At 32.9% G+C, this 18,210-nt stretch carries 8 protein-coding genes; 2 read left to right on the top strand and 6 right to left on the bottom strand.

The features are described 5' to 3' along the window. Window positions 1–242: 242 nt before the first annotated feature. From ACZIYX_RS00040 to ACZIYX_RS00025, 4 genes are all read right to left on the bottom strand, one after another. Window positions 243–4,394 (bottom strand): CUB domain-containing protein, encoded by a 4,152-nt coding sequence (locus ACZIYX_RS00040; protein WP_462680134.1) that lies wholly within the window; start codon window positions 4,392–4,394, stop codon window positions 243–245. A 155-nt stretch (window positions 4,395–4,549) separates the two neighbouring features. After that, complete coding sequence (locus ACZIYX_RS00035) at window positions 4,550–5,326, bottom strand: DUF3050 domain-containing protein (RefSeq protein ID WP_462680133.1); 777 nt, start codon at window positions 5,324–5,326, stop codon at window positions 4,550–4,552. Window positions 5,327–5,616: 290 nt separating this feature from the next. Next, a complete protein-coding gene (locus ACZIYX_RS00030) occupies window positions 5,617–10,755 on the bottom strand; it encodes a zinc-dependent metalloprotease (RefSeq protein ID WP_462680132.1) in 5,139 nt (1,712 codons plus the stop codon). A 796-nt stretch (window positions 10,756–11,551) separates the two neighbouring features. Then, window positions 11,552–12,193 (bottom strand): hypothetical protein, encoded by a 642-nt coding sequence (locus tag ACZIYX_RS00025; RefSeq protein ID WP_462680131.1) that lies wholly within the window; start codon window positions 12,191–12,193, stop codon window positions 11,552–11,554. 355 nt (window positions 12,194–12,548) lie between these two features. Between ACZIYX_RS00025 and ACZIYX_RS00020 the strand changes: the two genes are divergently transcribed. After that, window positions 12,549–13,805 (top strand): response regulator, encoded by a 1,257-nt coding sequence (locus tag ACZIYX_RS00020; protein ID WP_462680130.1) that lies wholly within the window; start codon window positions 12,549–12,551, stop codon window positions 13,803–13,805. 694 nt (window positions 13,806–14,499) lie between these two features. On the opposite strand, the gene ACZIYX_RS00015 is transcribed toward ACZIYX_RS00020, so the two are convergent. Further along, window positions 14,500–15,468 carry a peptidoglycan DD-metalloendopeptidase family protein gene (locus ACZIYX_RS00015; RefSeq protein ID WP_462680129.1) on the bottom strand — a complete coding sequence of 323 codons (969 nt, stop codon included), beginning with the start codon at window positions 15,466–15,468 and terminating at the stop codon, window positions 14,500–14,502. 325 nt (window positions 15,469–15,793) lie between these two features. Between ACZIYX_RS00015 and ACZIYX_RS00010 the strand changes: the two genes are divergently transcribed. Then, window positions 15,794–16,627, top strand: coding sequence for an OmpA/MotB family protein (locus ACZIYX_RS00010; protein ID WP_462680128.1), 834 nt, complete (start codon window positions 15,794–15,796; stop codon window positions 16,625–16,627). Window positions 16,628–16,781: 154 nt separating this feature from the next. On the opposite strand, the gene ACZIYX_RS00005 is transcribed toward ACZIYX_RS00010, so the two are convergent. Then, the gene (locus ACZIYX_RS00005; protein ID WP_462680127.1) at window positions 16,782–17,348 is read right to left on the bottom strand and encodes a hypothetical protein; all 567 of its coding nucleotides are present in this window, start codon (window positions 17,346–17,348) and stop codon (window positions 16,782–16,784) included. Between the last annotated feature and the right edge of the window lie 862 nt (window positions 17,349–18,210).

Below are 18,210 nucleotides of genomic sequence, written 5' to 3'. Positions count from 1 at the left end.
ATCCATTGAAGTGTTTTTTGCACTTCATAGCAGTGCTACGAAATAAGGAAAAGACAAAAATGGAGTGAATCAGTATATAGATTACTATTAATGATTTCTAAAAAATATTTGTTTTTTTAAAAGATATTTTCTTTCGATAAAAACTTCTCTGAAAATTATTTTTTTTTAAAAAATCACAATAAAAAAGAGGGTGTTTGACTTTTCATCTACCCTCTTTTACTACAATTACAATTTTAAATCTGTTATTTCTTGATAAATTGTTCTACTATTTTATTTGTATCTGTCCTTAATTCTATTATATACACTCCTTTAGATAATTCCTGAACGTTCACACTATTATTATTGATAACTCCCTGATTAACAATCTGACCTGTTATATTCATAATTCTGTAACTCATTTCAGATGTTATTTTTGTTTCTATATATAAAATGTTTCCATCTACCGGATTTGGATAAAAACTTACATTAAGAGATGTTTCTTTTTCTTTTTCTTCCAGAGTAAAATCAGCAAGAGTTTCGTTTGCTCTTCCTGCTACAGGACCAGCGTTTGCAACTGTTAAAGAAACATTATCTATAGCCATATCTCCTTGCCAGGAGTTTCCGGAAGTTCCAATAAAACGCATTTTCACAGACCTTCCGGCATAAGCATTCAGGTTAACATTGGCTGTGTTCCATATATTTCCTTGTGTTCCTGATTTATTCCAAACAGATGCCCATGTAGTTCCATCATCATTACTTGCTTCTAATTTCAGCTCTCCAACTGCATTACCTAACATGTGATACCTAAAAGAAAAAACAGGCGAATTTACTCCGGTTAAATCAAAACATGGCGAATTAAGAATAGTGGTTTTGTTTGGGTTATTAGGGGTTGAAGTTTCTACATAAACATAAAAGTTACCTTCTTGTGCTGCCGTTGGTCCTGTATTTTGAGAAGGAGTTCCTCCCGAAAGGCGAATCCAATCAAAATTATCCCCCCCTCCTTGAGTCCAACTTCCAAATCCACCTTCAAACCCTTCATTATAAGGAAATGCACTAATACCGTTTGCACAACCTGGTTGTACTACATTACAAGGGGCGCAATCTCCTCCACAATCTACACCTGTTTCATTTCCATTTTGAATACCATCATTACAAGTTGCTGCTACTTGCACATTAGAGGTATATCTTGCAGACCATCCGGATGCAGTAACAGAACCATCTGTTGTAAACCTAACAAACATAGCATTACCTGTAGAAACTAGTTGGTTTGGTAGTGAAGCTCCAGAAAATCTACCTAATTGAGTTGCATTTGCATTCTCTCCATCATATATTGTTACAAAATCATATCCAGACTCTGTATTATAGGTATCAAAATTTAGAGTTACAGTACCTCCGTTAGCAGGTTTAATTAACCAGGTACAATTTCTATTATTAGCATAATTTTGATTGCCACTACCATCTTCAAAGCTTCCGGAGTCTGCTGTTAATATGGTTCCCCCATTACATGGATCGGCTGGAACTGCACTTGTAGTTACATTAACTACATTACTATCTGCAGATACATTACCTGCAGCATCTTTAGCTCTTACTTTAAAAGCATAAGAAGTATTAGCTGTTAACCCGGTTACTGTTCTGTTTGTAGTATTTACTGTTGCTATAACAGCTCCATCTTGATATACATCATATTCTGTTACTGCTACATTATCATTAGATGCAGTCCAGTTTAAATCAACTGTTGTTTGCGTAACATTAGAAGAAATTAAATTTGTTGGTGCTGTTGGTGCCTGATTATCTTGTACCCCATTTGCTGCAAATGATCCTGTAAATACCCCACGACCATAAGTAGAAGCTATAATTGTGTTGTTATTTCTATCTCCATTGATCTCCCAATAGTCAAAAGATGTAACACTTGCATCACTCATTCCATTATAAGATTGTACCCAGTTAGGATTTACTGCATCAAAGTTTCTGGTTACCCATACTCCTAATTGAGTAGCTAAAATAACTTCGGTTCTGTCTAATGGATTTTGTAAAATATCTCTAACAGGTATGTTTGGCAAATCTCCTTCTTTACTTACCCAATTAACCCCTGCATCTGATGAGTACCAAACACTGGTTACTCCATAATTATGCATTGTTACCATAATATCATTTGCAGTAGCCCCTAATCGAACAGAGGATACCGATCCAACAAAAGGAGTATTTACAGCTGCCCAATTAGCAGCCCCTACTCCTACATTTGTTAATCTTAATAAACCTCCTGAAGCTGTACCAACATACCAGGTGTTATTTGCAAACGGAGAAGCCACAAACGCTGTTGGTTTGGCTGTTAATGCTGCATTAGTTATGTTGGCATTTCTATTTCCTGCAACATCTATTGTTTTTACAAAATAATCCCAAGAACTGGTTGCAGTATTATAAGCTGAGGCATTGGATAATAAAAAATTAGCATTGTCATCATACCCCATCTGGTTAACAAAATCTCCACTGTTAGGATCATTTACAAGAGTGGTAGCTCCTCCTTGTATTCTGCTACGACCATCCCAAGGTAAATTAAATCTGTATATAACATTGTTGGTATAGGTAGCAATCATGTATTCACCATCTTTATCCACAAAAGTATAGAAACCGTCTCCTCCTGTTAAGTTTTCTGAGCCATTTATACCAGCCACAACATTTCTAAAAGCCTGGGATCCATTATCTTGTGCTCCTGCAGTAAAAATACCATTAATATCACCTGCTCCATTAGGGCCTATACCTGCTTTTACATATTGTGTTACATTATAGTTATTGTTTCTGGCTCCAAATACATTATTATTAGCGGCTGTAGATAAGCTGTTTGCATAAAATACACCTCCATCATTACCGAAAATTGCTTGATTTGAATTTCCTGGTCTAAAAGTCATTGCATGTTGATCTGCATGTACGATAGAAGCTCTTAATCCTGCCAGGTTATTGTTATTAGACCATTTTGATATCTGGCTCCATGCATTACCACTATTTGAAGATCTAAAAAGATCTATCCCTCCTACATACAAGATATTATCATTGGTGGGATCTGCTTCAATCATTAAATCATAAAAAGATTGCCCTCTGGTAAAATCCTTTGCAGGAATACCATTATCTACATCATTTGGCAATGCTGTTTCTGTAGGAGCAGTAGCAAAAGCATCTAACGAACGAAAAATATGAACGGGTTCATTAAGTAAATTAGCATTGGTCGGATCTGGTGCTACTCCTTGTGTTAATGCATATATTTTATTGGCATTGGTAGCTGAAGCCTCCAGTTCTACTCTATTAGAATCTCTTAATGGAGAGGCTGCTGCCTCTGTCCAGGTAGCACCATCGGCAGAGCTAAACACTCTTCCTCCTCCACTTCCTAAAGCAGAGTTAATAGTACCCATCCAAAGCGTGTTGTTTGCTCCTACTTCAAAATCATTTGGGATAAAATAATACGGATTACCATTAAATTCGTATCTCATATTGGCAGATTCTACTCTGTTCCAATTTGCTCCACCATCTATAGATCGATACATTCCTGCTGTTTGTAATCCCAACCAATTTTTTGGAGAAGATGAACTTCCATATATATGGGCTCCTACTGCTACAAATAATTCTGTACGATTTTGTGCTGTATTATTCCATGCAATTATATCATTTACATAAAAAATACCCGAAACAAATAAATTACTTGCATTATGATTGATATTACCACCACCGGCGGCAGGAATATTTAATGCTTGCCAGGTAGTCCCTCCATCTGTAGAGCGATATACTCCATTACCGACAACTGCTCCTGCAGTGTATTGCTCTCCTGTACCTACATACCAAGTGTTGTTATTTCTTGGGTCTACAGTTATAGAGGTTACAGAAAGGTTTCCTGGTACATTTTGTACTCTTGCCCATTGTGATGCTGCAGATGTTATATCATTGTTTACCCATAATCCACCACTAACTCCACCAGCATATACTTTTCGGTTAGTTGCATCATTAGGGTCGAATAAAATAGCTCTTGTACGACCTCCGATATCATTAGGCCCCCTCTCTATCCAAGGGTTATTTTGAGCATCTCCCGGTGCCCTTTTGGTTGTTCTGTTTTTTAACCGTTCCTGAACCGCATAGATATTTTCCGGCTCTATTTTTCCTGTAGCCGGGTTCATAGTTAATTCCCACATCTGCTCAAAATATTTATTTGGCGGAAGACCTTTGGCTTTTCTTTCTTTTTTGGTAAGTTGCAGGGTTTCTGTAAAAGGACTTTTGTTTAAGAACCCGGAGTGTTGTTCTCTTAAACTGACTATTTTGGTAGTTTCATTATTTTCTTTAAAATTATCTTGTTCTAAAGAATTGTACATAAATAATGATAACGCAAATAAAGATGATCCCATTAAAATGGGGCGAACCAATTTTTTTTTCATGTTTGTTAAAGTTGAGTTAAGGTTTAAAAGTAGTACTTTTAAGGTTTTAAATCAAATTTAACATAAAATTAAATTAAAATTAACATTTAAGTTATGTTAATTACCGGATTCGCATATCTTCACTATTTTTATTATACATCTCTTATTATTCCTTTTTAATTATTATTTCTCTTTTCTATCAAATCCGCTATGTAGTCCCATAATCTTATTCTTTCTTGAAGAGCCAGCTTAGCAATATCTAAGGTTTCTTGCCACTTTTCCAGATCACTTCCGCATAATTCTGAAATCATCTTAAGAGCAAGAGGTCCATGTTCATCCCCATCTAATTGAATATGTCTATCTAAATAATAGGTCAATTTATTGTATAGGTTATTTTCTGAATCTGCATTTTTTAAAATTTCTATAAACATATCTGGTATTATGTCTTCTCTTCCAAAAGTAAACGCAGAAGCAATTACGTGAAGTTTTTTTGTTGCTATTACTGCAAAAGAAAATTTAACAAAGTCCTGAACAGCTTTACTGGCTTGAACATTATACAATGCCTGATCGATAGTATTACCTGATTTAATATTATGAATAAACAAGTCTATTGTAGCTGTATTTGCCTTAATTTGTTGCATAGCATCCAAATACATCTCAAAATGACTTTTTGCTTCTCCCAGTTCGTTAACATCACTTTCTTCTGAAAAGACAATTTCATTTATGAATCTGGACAAACTTGGATTGTTTGTTGGTAACCAAGGTATGGAAATGCTTGTTAATTTTATTTGAAGTGCCTTAAGCAAAGACATAAAATCCCAAACAGCAAAAACATGATTTTCCATAAAAACCCTGATATCTTCTAAGGAAGATAAACTGTTGTACAATCTATGAGATTTGAGCTCTAATCGAAGTTTTTCAATTTCACTTTCTATATAATCTATTTTGTTCATCAATCTTATTATATTTTTACTTAACTTATTGTACCTCCCTTTGAAAATGGAATACTCTGATTGCAAAGAAACACATTTTGTTTATTTCTTTATTTTACCTCCTCATTGAGGGTCTAATACCAATTTAATCACACATTATGGGGTTTTATTCTTCAAAGCTTGCTTCAAAATGAAACAAAAAGTTTTCGCTAAGCGGTTCTTTGGGCTTGCCGCCAGATAATTGACTATTTCAAAAAAAAACGGAAGCCTTTAAAGCTTCCGTTTTTATAAAACTATTTTTGAATACTAAATTATTCAATTATAATTCTTACTGTATGTTCTTTGTTTCCTAATTGGATTCTTGCCAAATATAAACCACTATTTAATTGTTTACTAAATTGAATTGACTTGGTTTGTTCTGAGCCTTTAAACTCATTATGTTGCATTACTTTGACACCATTGGTATTATACATTTGTATTTTGACCAATCCTGTTTCTTTACTATTAAAATTCAAATTTAATATCCCATCAGAAACGGGGTTTGGGGATATTGTAAAAGATGAGTTATCAAAAAACAGTGATTTGGATTCTGTAATATTAATTGTATAATCTTCGTACTCTCCATAACGTACATCATTTGTACCTGTATCGCATGGATTTTTTTCGTTATCATAATAGGAAACCAACAAACGCATTCTGGTTAGTCCTGTTTTTGCTGTTTGTGGTATTGTTACAGATACATCCCCTATAAGACCAGTTGTTTTGGTTAGAGCAAAACTCTCTCCCTGATCTGCAAAATCACCATCCTGATTCCAATCAAAAAATGAATATATTTCATCATTTGTTCCTCCACTATAACCTGCTATTGTTACTCTTAGATTATGGCGTGTTCCGGCATTTACGTTTGCAGATACAGAGGTAAAATTATCATAACCTGTAGTATTTCTTGTCGAACTATTATTAATCCCTGCAAAAACAACATTAGTTATGCCTTCTGGCCCGCTATTACCCGTTGCAGAACAGTAGGTAATATTAGTTGAACAAGGAGAACAATCACCACCACAATCTACTCCGGTTTCTGTTCCATTTTGGATACCATCTGTACACGTAGGCATTGGATCTCCAGTAACAATAATGGTATAGTCCTCTACTTCTCCCAGATAGGTATCTATACCACACGGAGTTATTTTAGATTCACTTCCATACCCTACCCTAACTCTCATTCGTAATGATGTATTAGAAATCACTGCTGTTGGCGGAGTAATATTTACGGTATAAGGACCTGCTGCGTACCTGGAGTATACCTTTTCACCCGAATCCGTAAAATCCCCATTGTTATTCCAGTCAATCCATATCCCTACTGCATTATATGTCCAACCATTATTATTTAATGTTACACTTAATGGTGTTGCCTGATTTTTTTCAATACTGTTAGAAATATTGGTATGGTTTGAATATGGAGAATGAGCTGTAGAATTATTAATACTTCCAAACGATACATTGGTAATATGTAATGTGTTTTGTGTAGTAGAAGCGTCACAATAGTTTCCGTTTGATGGACAGGGAGAACAAGAACCTCCACAATCTATACCTGTTTCATTTCCATTTTGAATACCATCTGTACAGGTTGGAGTAATAATTCCTCCAACAGATACCCTGTAATCTTCTACTTCTCCTATAGAGGTTATAGTCCCGCAGGGTTTTAAAATATCCAGATAATATCCGGATCGTACCCGCATACGTAATGAAGTATTACCTATTGCAGATGCTGGTACAGTTACAGTGCTTGTATAATTACCTGTATCGATATTTTTTACATACAACACCTGCTCGCCATCATCTCTAAAATCATTATCATTATTCCAGTCAATCCAAACTCCAACCGTAGTAGGGTTCCAAGTGTTCTTTGTTGTTACAGTTAATGATACCTGGGTTCCTCTTGTAAGACTTGTAGAAATATTAGAATAGTCTGTATACTGTGCATCTCCTGTAGAACTGTTATTTATTGTCCCAAAAGAAACTTTATTAATATCAATACCATCTCCGGTTCCGGTTGCAGTTGCAGCACAAACTTCTGTAAAGATCTCGCAAGGCTCACAAAACTCTCCACCACAGTCTACTTCGGTTTCGTCTCCATTTTTGATACCATCGTTACAGGTTGGATCTGGTATGCAATCGCTACAAGAAGAACCGCCGCAATCTATGCCTGTCTCATCCCCATTTTGTTCCCCGTCTGTGCATGATGCATTCGCTATACCAATACTAATTTGATAATCTTCTACCTCTCCACGGTTTATAGAAGTACCACAAGGCTGGTTACTATTTCTATCATCAACCCTTAATCTCATACGGGTAACACCCAATCTGGCATTGGCAGGTATATTTACTGTTATTTCACCTACTGCATTAGATGTTTTGGTTACCACTATAGCCTCTCCCGGGTCATTAAAGTCATAATCTTGATTCCAGTCAAACCACGCATGAATTTTAGCTGCAGAGCCCCCATTCCATCCTACAACATTTACTTTTAGGGGATAACTTTTTCCTTGAGCAACAAAAGCAGTATTTCCTGTATAATCAGAATATCCCGCGGCATCTCTCGATGAGGACTTATTTATACCGGCAAATTCTACTTTGGTAATTCCTTCTGTACCATTATTTGTTTTGGCATCGCAATATGTTTTTACATCATTAGAATCTTTACTTCCTGCTTTTATACTGGTATCGGGTATACCTTGCAGTCCGTATTCCAGGATTTCAAATGTTCTCCCATTTGTATCTACTTTTATCTTAACCCATCCATAATGCATTCTACCCGATCTATTTATTCTAATCCCCGCATAAGCTGTTTTTCCTCTCCATGCCTTATAAGTTTCAGAATCTATCATGTGCTGCCCTCTTCCTTCATTATATTCTCTTCCATTTTTCCAGGAACTATTTATACCTATAACAGTTCCTTCACTTAATGGGGTAAGTTCATAATTAGCATTTGCTACTGCATCTTTTCTCCATGTAATAAATTTTACTCCCGGAAATTCATTACCAGAATTACTTGCCGAATATTCCTGAAATTGATAGGATACCGATGTAAATTCCAGGTTATATGTCCACGGTAATACTGTAACACTTCCGTTTTCATTAGCATTTCCTACAGTAAATCTCTTTATTGGTGAAGGTACTTTTGTATAAGCACTTCCTATATATTCTACATTAAGAGGGTATTCTTTAAATTCTACCTGAGAGCCTGCTCCATTAGAAAAAATTGTGCTTTTAAATTTTAGTTCTATATTTTTTACAAATCCTTGATAATGAGCCCAGTCACTTTCTGTTGCAATACCTTTCATGGATAGGTTAATTTGCTTATTATTTATTACTTTGGCTACAAATGTTAATCCTTTAGGGACATTTCTTATGTTATAATGAGTTCCAGAAACCAAAGTACCAGAAACAGATAAGGATGCATCCTTAACCTGTACCGTAATTTCATTACCAATTGTGCCATCATTCTTGACAGATTCTAAAAAACGATCGCCAGAGTATACCAAATTGGGTACAGCTACTTTTGCCTGAATGGATTTACCCGGATCCGGATTTAACCCAAAAGTGGTTAACTCTCCATATTCTCCATTTGCTTTAACGGTTATTTTTAGCCATCCATACACATAATCTCCTGTTATTGTAGGCACTCTAATTGCTGCATATCCTGTTTTGCCATGCCATGCATTATAACCAGCCCCGGCTACTCTGGGAGGAGATGTTGCAACTGCTTGTCTTCCTACCCAGGTTCCAGAAATATTAGTATTAATAGTAGTTCCTTCTGCCAGATTTTTTACATTTATTGTATTTGTATTACATAATATATCAAACTCCATTGCATTATTGTCTATAGTAATGGTATTTCCATCATACGAACGTAACCGTGTTCTAAATTGACCGCCTATAACCAACGAATTGAATTGAGAAGGAATAACATCAAAATAGTTTTGAACAGAGCGCCCTGTTACTATGGCAGGAGAATACATTTCGTAATAAGGCTTGTACGGATCTATAAAATTTATATCATAAACCCCCGTTTTAGAATACAAAGTATTAACTCCTCCTACAATAGAAGGATTTAACAGAGTTATTTTTATTTCTTTAGAATCTGCTTTACTATGATTAATTGCATTGCCCGAAAACGTAATGTATGCATTTTCACTGTCTTCTACAGTAATCTTTGTTATTAAACCAGCTGGAACATTTGAAGTTGTAAAATGAACACCTTCCTGCATCTGTCCTGTAACTGCAAACTTAGCTCCACTTACTGCTTTTATCCTCTTTTTATTGAGTATATCTCCATTATTATTTTTAAACCCCTCTATAAAAGCCAAAGCCTGATCTACTGCACTATCTTCGCTTTTTTGATAGGTAAAAATTACTCTGGGACCTAAATCTGCTTGTTTAACCCCTGTGGCTATTAGATTAGTATCTTGCCACAAAGTAATTCGAGCTTCATGGTCCATAAAAGACTCCATTCTGGTAACTTGTCCTTTGGTAAACATAGATTCACATGGATTATAATCCATGTGATTTTGATGATTTATTAAATTACCAAAGCAATTTTTAACTCCTGTTTTACATGATCTGCCTCCTTGCTCTGAAGCCGTTCCTGAATCTGTTGGAGGGGTATCTGCTACTTTATCTCCATTATCATCGCCTGAAACACATCCACCGTTATCAAATGTATGATGAAGACCTAAAAAATGCCCAAACTCATGCGTTAGCGAGGAAGCTGGTGGAGCATAAAGTATATACTTTCCGTTATAAACAACTCTCGCAGTACCTTCTTCAGACATGTTTCTTGCCGGAAACCAGGCAATACCAGATTGTGTTGTACTTCCGGATTTAATAATTTCTTGTATATGAATGTTCATATACTTAAAATTATCCCAGGCATACTTTGCTATTTCTGCATCGTTACTGTTCAGACCAAATCCTTCTTTTGTTTCGTGGTAAATAATACCGGTTGTTGTATTACCTTTAGGATCTACCTGAGCTAACCTAAACTCTATATTCATACCTCCTTCAACATTTTTAAATGCCGGATCAACAGCATCGTTAAACCCTTTAAAATCATCATTAATATCTTTTAAAGCTTGCATAACCCTTTCGTCTGTAACATTTCTAATGTTTCCATCACTATCATTGGGATATTTTGCCCCATAGATATGAAAAACCACCGGTACAATATAGCTACCTGCGGCTTTATTAAAAGTTGCATTTTTTAATAAAGTTTCTTGCTTAACTTTTTCTTCAAAAGCAATCGATTTTCTGTATTCTTCAGGATTATCATCATAAAATTGTTTTCTTACTTGATCAAATGAACATGGTTCATCAGGTGCTTCCTGAGATTGTATTACCGCCCCATAAAACAATAACAATACCACTAGTATTTTTAAATAAAATTTCATAATTAATAAAGTTTGTGTTAAAAAAATAAAATTATACTAATGAAAATAAATTTTATATTGAATAATACCCCATACTAATACTATATATGCAAATATCCTACAAGAACAATCTTATACATATATATAACAGATAATTACACTCAAAAAAAAGGCTTTTTAATACTACAAAAAAGAGGATGCCAAACTTTTTACTATCCCTTTTTTCATTATATTTTTTTATAGAAACTTCTTAATTTGATTCCTTTATTGAAGTTTTTATTTTACCTAAGGATGTTGACTGTTCTTATAACAAAATATAAATTCACATTCTTTAATTTGCACAGATCTGCTTTTTCTTATTAGCGAAGTGATTTAAGACACAAAAAAACCACAAAACATTGTTTAAAATATTTTATGATATATACGATTATTTAATCCAGATATGTATTGAATTAAGAAAGTCAATAAAAAAGTAGAAAAAATCAATAACCCAGGCAAATGCACGAGATACGCTTCTTAAAATATATTTTTTTTCTGGGCAAACTCCGAGAAATTAAAGACTATTTTAACTTTGAAATCGTGTGTATAGAAATGGGATCTATTTTTTAAATATTCAAGGCAAAAAGCATGTACCGGACTTGATCTTCTATCAAGCATACAGGGATTCTATATAACTAACTATAAGACAGTTATGGTTATGTTTTTTTTTTTAACAAAAAAACAGATAAAAAAATAATTATTAGTATTGTTTCAAAGTTAAAATGGTATTAGGCTTTTAATGAGGGATCAAACTAATGTGGATTAAACAAATATTGCCCTAATCTTTAACAACAACTAAGGTTGCTTTAACCCCAGTGGTAAGATTCCACTCATTACCTGTTATTAATTTTCCCTGATCGTCATAAAGATGAAATTCTGCAGTATTAGGGGCTGCTTCCCCTTCATTTAAGGCAAGGATTTCAATTTTATTAAATCCTTTCAGAAGTGTAATTTTGGTTGACTGGAAGGCTCCGGTAAGGAAAACTCTACCTACAATAATATCATCATTAACAAAAACCCTAACAACATCACCATCTACTGCTCCATGATCCCGAAAAATTAATTGCACAAACTCACCATTACTTTTAAAACCGCCTAAATATTGATCTTTTTTATATTCTTCTTTAATTTCTTTTTCAGCTTTAAATGATTTTGGAGTAGCTTCAGCCTCTGGCTTTAAAAGATCAGTCTTACCTGTTATATCAAAAGTGGAAGTACGTCTGCTGTATTCCTCTAATTCTTTTGGAGGAGTGTATAGAGGGGAATTAAAATTTGGAGAAGACAAGCCTTTAGACAAACTAAAATTATTTGTCTTTAATTCACTTTCATTATGTATCCGCAAAGAAGAATTATTTTCTATTTGTGCATAGATAACATTTCCCAGACATAATAAAAAAAAGAAAAACAATTTAGTTTTCATAGCTCCTGCATTACATATATAACGTAAAGATAAATATTATACTTTTTCAATACTGTTAATTCGTTTTAAAATATAAATTAACTCATTTTTTATTCTTAAAGGACGGTATTATTATACAATAATTACGTTTTTTTCTCCAAATAATCATTAAATAGTAAATTATTTGAAATTAAAAATATGTTGTAATTTATTTTTTTAACATTATTTTAAAGATTAATTGTTTTTTTTAACACAAAAACAATATTAATTACTTGTTTTTTAAGGATCTTTTAATTTATTAAAATTATGTGAAAAAACACACCTTCATACTTGTTAGATAATCTCTATATTTCTTATTTTGTTCTTAAAAAACGACATGCTATATTATATCGCAGGAGCAATACTTTTTGCCATATTTCTGTTTTTATGGTTTCAAAATATAAAAACCAAAAAAGAGCTTAAGGAAAAAGATATAAGATTACAATCCTTGTTTGAAGAAACGGATAAGCAGTTTCATTTACAACAGGATCTTATCTCAATCCTCAGTCAGGAATTAAGAACCCCTCTATATGGTATAATGGGATTAGCTAATCTTTTAGAAGAAGAATACCCTGAGTTAAAAAATGATAAAAATCTAAAGTCTTTAAAATTCTCAGGCGATTATCTGTTCACTCTTATAAATAATGTTTTACATATCAATTTTTTAAATTCTGAAGAAGTTACAGCACAAAATACTTTATTTAACTTAAAAGAAGTTATCCAAAACCTTGTAAATTCATTTAGCTATGCTACTGAGAATAGTGATAACACATTGCATTTTGAATTTGATCCGGAAATAGATAAAATGATTAATGGGGATTTTGGGATTCTTTCTCAAATACTTATGAATTTAATGAGTAATGCATTACGATTTACTAAAAACGGTAACGTTTATTTTTCTGTAACTTTGATTAAGAAAAAAGACAATATTTCTACTATTTCTTTTAAAATAAATCATGATGGCGATGAAGTATCTGTAGAGGATAAAAAATCTATCTACCAGGAATTCATTAATGTTAAAAATACCAAAAGAACTTATTTGGGTACTGGTATTAATTCAAAAATCGTAAACATTCTTGCTCAGTCCATCAACGGGGAAATAATTATTCCAGAAAACACCCATAAAGGATCAGAGTATGCACTTGTCGTTGATTTTAAAGAACAAACACCAGACATTGAAGAAACAAATCAAGGTTCTGGCTCCTGTTCTGGCGCTCCTTTAAAAGCTTTAATTGTAGATGACAATAAATTAAATCTTCTGGTTGCCGACAAAATACTGTCTAAAGAGCATTTTGATTGCACAACGGTAAATAATGGTTTTGATGCTATAGAATTAGTCAAAAAAAATGACTATAATATAATTTTGATGGACATTAATATGCCAAAACTAAATGGTATAGGAACCACAAAGAGAATACGTGAGTTTAACACAAAAGTCCCTATTATAGCTTTAACAGCAGTAGATATTACCCAGTTAAACCGACAAATAGTACAAGCTGGCTTAAATGATTATATAATAAAACCATACAACAAAAGCCATTTATTAGAAATGATTTATAAATATATAAATAACCCTGAAATGAAAAACGGGTAGCTTATAAAAAACCAACAAGGGTATCTTTCTAAAAATATATTTTGTTTTCTGCGGGCAAGCCTCAGGAAATAGGGCTGTCTGAAAAGTAATTTTTGGTAAAATTTAGTTGAATCCGGATTATGCAATAGAAAATCTATTATACTATTTTAACTTTGAAATAGTGCGTATAGAAATTGAATTTACTTTTTAAGTATTCAAGGCAAAAAGCTTGTGCCTGACTTGATCTGGTATCAAGCATAGCTGTAGTTACGGTTATCTTTTTTAACGAAGAATAGATGAATAAGAAATAATTTATTAGTGCTATTTCAAAGTTAAAATGGCATTACACCTTTAATTTTTGCATAAACACAACAATTGGTCTTGATCCCTTTAATCTACCGCAAACACAACCATTACATTTGATTTTTTATAACCATAGTTCCTTTCGATAAACTCAGGACAAACTGCTATGCTAAAACTAAGAAAATCATTGTATTTATAGGTATTTTGCTTTTACAGATATTTAATCCTCAAAAGATACAGTGTAACTTAATGACGTGGATAATCCGGATTGAATTACCATTAATTACTTCTGAAAAACTCTTTGCTTCTTTCGGTGAAGCTTTTTTTAGAGCTAATTTTTTCAGAAAATTCATAATAAAAAAGAAGATGTTTGACTTTTCAGACCCTCAAAACTTTTATTGATTCTGTACTCTTAATTTATTATTATTTGTTGCCCGATTTTTAAAACAGAATTAGATCTTAATGCATTGTTTTTACAAATTTCTGAAATAGCCAAACCATATTTATTTGCTATCCTGCTTAAAGTATCTCCTTTTCGTACTGTATAAATCTTTTTTTGTTCTTCTTCAATTTTTGCTATATCCTCTATAGTCTTATGCAATACTATGTTGCTTTTTCGAGTAGATTTATGATATCTGGGAGTAGCCCATTTTTTAGTAACAAAAAGAACATCAGATCTAACCTTGGTATCATTAGCAAACTCAAACAGATATTCCGGATTAATACTCTTTCCTTTATATCTAACTTCAAGATGCAAATGACTTCCTCTTGCGTTTCCGGTAACCCCTCCTTTTCCTATAGCTTCTCCTTTTTTGATATCTTCATTTTCTTTGACCAATATCTCCGAGAGATGCGCATATACGGTTTCCAAACCGTTATGATGCCTGATTACTACTGTATTGCCATGTCCCCCATGATATCCTACATATCTTATTTTTCCATCCAAAATTGATCTCACACTATCTCCAACATGTAAATCAATATCGATTCCCTGGTGGGGTCGCCCCCTTCTCCATCCATAACGAGATGTAACTACCATTTTACCATCAACCGGAGACGAAAAATCTTCATCCTTAAATTCTAACTGAAAAGGAAAAGTAAGCTGTTCATCCCAATAGGGATTAAACTGTTGGTTATCCCAATTTGTAGTAAACTCTTCTATATTCTCCATCAGTAAATCATCATCACTAATCTCATCTTCAACAAAATAATTATAATTTTTTGGATATATTGGCAGACATACTATTTTTCCTTGTACCACTATTTTTTTATGCTCAACTACTATGTTTTCTTTTTGTGCTAATGTCTCTTGTGCAGATACGATAAAGAATGGTAAGAAAATCAGGAAAGAAGTTAAAAGCTTTTTATTAATTAAAAACATCAATTATTATACTTTATTAATTAAATAGAAACAGTTTGTTGGCATAAATATTTTTTTAAATAAATAACTGTAAAAGTAACACGTTATTACAACATAATGTTAATAATGCAAAATTATTTTACAGCAACTATCTTATGCTTTTGAAAATCAATATCTTATTAATTGACCCGCTGATTAATATAATTATATGCTTTTTACAGGTTAATATTTCCCTTTTATTATTTAACATTTTTTAAGAAATTCATGTGAAAATATTAATAAACAGAGTTACAATAAATAAAATTAGTTGTAGTTAATGTAACAACTAATAATTAATTGAATAACCATGAAAAGATCAATAACACTAGTTGCGGTGTCCGGAGTACTAATTATGACATCCTGTGTATCTAAGAAAAAGTATGTTGCTTTAGAGCAAGAATTACAAAATACACAAAGTACTTTACAAAAAACTACAGTAGAAAAACAAGAGCTAGAAGGTAAGTTTGCTAAAATAGAATCCAGAGTAGCAGACTATAACGCAAAAATAAATTCTTTGACCCAGGAAAATGATGAAAAAATGGTGATGGTGGACGATATTGTAGCAATATCAAACAAAACCAAGGAAAAAATGAGACAGACCTTGTCCAAAATTGATCAACAAAAATTACAAGGTGCCACATCTTTAAAAGATTCTATGAATCTTGCCGTTTCACATAATCTGAAAAATTCATTATCTGATGATATTAAAAATGATGAAGATATTTCTATCGATATAGATAACACAGTAGTGATGATATCGATATCAGATAAAATGCTATTTAATAGTGGAAGCTATAAAATTAGCAATAAAGCGGATGGTATATTAAAAAAATTAGCAGATGTTATTAACTCTGAACCAAGCTTAGAAGTTATGGTAGAAGGTCATACAGACTCCAGAACCATTAATAATGCGGTTGTAGAAGATAATTGGGATTTAAGTGTAAAGAGAGCTACATCTATCGTTAGAAAATTACAATCAAATTACTCTGTTGATCCGGCCAAATTAATCGCATCGGGAAGAAGTAGTTATAAGCCTTTGGTAGAAAACGATACTAAAGAAAATATGGCTATCAACAGACGTACAAGAATTGTTTTGTTACCAAATATGGATAAGTTTTTTGCAATGCTTTCTTCAAATTAATAACTTTGGAGCAGGTTCCACGAGGTTGTTATGCTTCTAAAAAAATATTTTGTTTCAGGAAGTAAGTCCAGAAGGAATTAGACTCTCAATGAGGGAGTAAAAAAGGGATAAAAGCTAAAAATAGCTTTTATCCCTTTTTTTATCTGGTTGCACTTTATACCAACTCGCGTCGTAACTCATTTAAAGTGACATCACTATTAATCAATCTGGTTATCACTTCTTCCCTAAACTCTTCCAGATCTTCAAAATCATAATATTTGGCCCATTTGTGGGTTTCCAACAGGTTTTTAATTTGTTTAATAAGCTTACGAGTAGCATCTGCAGGTCTTAGTACAGCTATTGTATCATAACTCGGGTTATCCTTATGCATATAACTTACCTTTTTGGTATCAAAATCCACAGAAATATAATATGCATCTACATCTGGGTCGAGATTTTCCCTAAAATCTTCCCAATTTGCAAATCCTAACCTTAAATCATCTATCTCTGCTGGAAAATCCGAAACCAAACGCCATTGACATTTTGCTGCTCTGCCCCAATGATTAGACAACCTGTAAACTCCTTGTTTTGTATAGTAATATGTACTCCCTGATTCGCTTCTGTAAGCAGGTTTTCTTCTTGATATTTCTCGTAACGAAGCACCTTTAAAAACACAGTACGTTTTATTAAAAAAATTATACCGAGTATACGTTTTAATATGCTCTTTTTCCTTATGTTCCAATTATGATTGTTTTTTCCCGATGGCAAAGAAATCACATTTTTATCAAAAAGAGAAAACAAGTTTTTAACATATTTTAAAATACCTCTTTGTTTTTTTATTACAATAAACCAATACCCCGGTCGGGAGCAAGCTCCCTAAGTATATTGCTTAAATACATATAGCTATTAAGGCAAGCCTTGGTGAACCAGACGATCAATGAGGATAAAAGAGCTTTTAAAATTAGACATAAATATTTCAAGTTTAATTATCGATACCAAAACACACTAGTTATTTTTTGATCATTTCTTACTTTATTCTAGTTAATTTTTTGTGAACAATAAAAAAAATAACTTTTCTTACATTTTTTTTAGATAATTTTAGCTAATTATTAACCAATCTATGAAAACACAAAATGAAAAAATGCAATAACAAATTATTAGTATAGAAAACAGGGGTTAATCTTGATTTTAAATCAGATTTTGTTTCTTTTACCCCTTCTAATACAAACAGTCTAAGTATACTTTCTATTACCCCCCAAGGATGATGTAGTTTTAATATGAAACGCTTTCGGTTAAAATTTTGCCTTTTTTATGGCAAGTACCAAAATAGTTTAAGAAAATTTAACTCTACAAACACACAACTGGTATACGATGCATGAGATAAATTTTAGCATAGAATCAACAACCTCGGAACAAGTATACGAGGCATGCTTTAAAAAAATATATTTTGTTTTTGAAGCAGGCCTATAAAATCAGATCCTCTTGAGAGATTAAATTTGGATAATTCTTGTTTTAAAAAACTAATATTTTCAAAAATAGAACAAAATGCATGTAGTAAAAAGAGATGGTCGTAAAGAGCCAGTTATGTTCGACAAGATTACCGC

This window comes from Aquimarina sp. (assembly GCF_977115655.1).
This window is presented reverse-complemented; position numbering and strand designations above follow the sequence as displayed.